At 53.1% G+C, this 1739-nt stretch carries 1 rRNA gene; it reads right to left on the bottom strand.

The features are described 5' to 3' along the window. Positions 1-20: 20 nt before the first annotated feature. Positions 21-1562: ribosomal RNA gene (locus tag INF68_RS17285) — 16S ribosomal RNA — on the bottom strand. Positions 1563-1739: the final 177 nt, after the last annotated feature.

Genomic DNA, 1739 nt, shown 5'->3' with positions numbered 1-1739 from the left:
CAAAGGCAGGTTCTTTAAGGTAAGGAGGTGATCCAACCGCAGGTTCCCCTACGGTTACCTTGTTACGACTTCACCCCAGTCATGAATCACAAAGTGGTAAGCGCCCTCCCGAAGGTTAAGCTACCTACTTCTTTTGCAACCCACTCCCATGGTGTGACGGGCGGTGTGTACAAGGCCCGGGAACGTATTCACCGTAGCATTCTGATCTACGATTACTAGCGATTCCGACTTCATGGAGTCGAGTTGCAGACTCCAATCCGGACTACGACGCACTTTATGAGGTCCGCTTGCTCTCGCGAGGTCGCTTCTCTTTGTATGCGCCATTGTAGCACGTGTGTAGCCCTACTCGTAAGGGCCATGATGACTTGACGTCATCCCCACCTTCCTCCAGTTTATCACTGGCAGTCTCCTTTGAGTTCCCGGCCGGACCGCTGGCAACAAAGGATAAGGGTTGCGCTCGTTGCGGGACTTAACCCAACATTTCACAACACGAGCTGACGACAGCCATGCAGCACCTGTCTCAGAGTTCCCGAAGGCACCAATCCATCTCTGGAAAGTTCTCTGGATGTCAAGAGTAGGTAAGGTTCTTCGCGTTGCATCGAATTAAACCACATGCTCCACCGCTTGTGCGGGCCCCCGTCAATTCATTTGAGTTTTAACCTTGCGGCCGTACTCCCCAGGCGGTCGACTTAACGCGTTAGCTCCGGAAGCCACGCCTCAAGGGCACAACCTCCAAGTCGACATCGTTTACGGCGTGGACTACCAGGGTATCTAATCCTGTTTGCTCCCCACGCTTTCGCACCTGAGCGTCAGTCTTTGTCCAGGGGGCCGCCTTCGCCACCGGTATTCCTCCAGATCTCTACGCATTTCACCGCTACACCTGGAATTCTACCCCCCTCTACAAGACTCTAGCCTGCCAGTTTCGAATGCAGTTCCCAGGTTGAGCCCGGGGATTTCACATCCGACTTGACAGACCGCCTGCGTGCGCTTTACGCCCAGTAATTCCGATTAACGCTTGCACCCTCCGTATTACCGCGGCTGCTGGCACGGAGTTAGCCGGTGCTTCTTCTGCGGGTAACGTCAATTGCTGAGGTTATTAACCTCAACACCTTCCTCCCCGCTGAAAGTACTTTACAACCCGAAGGCCTTCTTCATACACGCGGCATGGCTGCATCAGGCTTGCGCCCATTGTGCAATATTCCCCACTGCTGCCTCCCGTAGGAGTCTGGACCGTGTCTCAGTTCCAGTGTGGCTGGTCATCCTCTCAGACCAGCTAGGGATCGTCGCCTAGGTGAGCCGTTACCCCACCTACTAGCTAATCCCATCTGGGCACATCTGATGGCAAGAGGCCCGAAGGTCCCCCTCTTTGGTCTTGCGACGTTATGCGGTATTAGCTACCGTTTCCAGTAGTTATCCCCCTCCATCAGGCAGTTTCCCAGACATTACTCACCCGTCCGCCGCTCGCCGGCAAAGTAGCAAGCTACTTTCCGCTGCCGCTCGACTTGCATGTGTTAGGCCTGCCGCCAGCGTTCAATCTGAGCCATGATCAAACTCTTCAATTTAAGTTTGATGCTCGTGAATTAAACTTCGTAATGAATTACGTATGTTCACTCAGAGACTTGGTATTCATTTATTGTCCGAAGACATTAAGAATCCATGTCACTTTGAGTGCCCACACAGATTGTCTGATAAATTGTTAAAGAGCAGTGCAACGCGGCTTTCGCTCACCGTTGCGAGGT

Origin of the sequence: Enterobacter cloacae complex sp. P16RS2 (assembly GCF_014982155.1) — a bacterium.
Classification (GTDB): Bacteria; Pseudomonadota; Gammaproteobacteria; order Enterobacterales; family Enterobacteriaceae; genus Enterobacter; species Enterobacter cloacae_M.
Note: the sequence above shows the minus strand (reverse complement) of the source record. Positions and strands in the feature narration are given on the sequence as shown.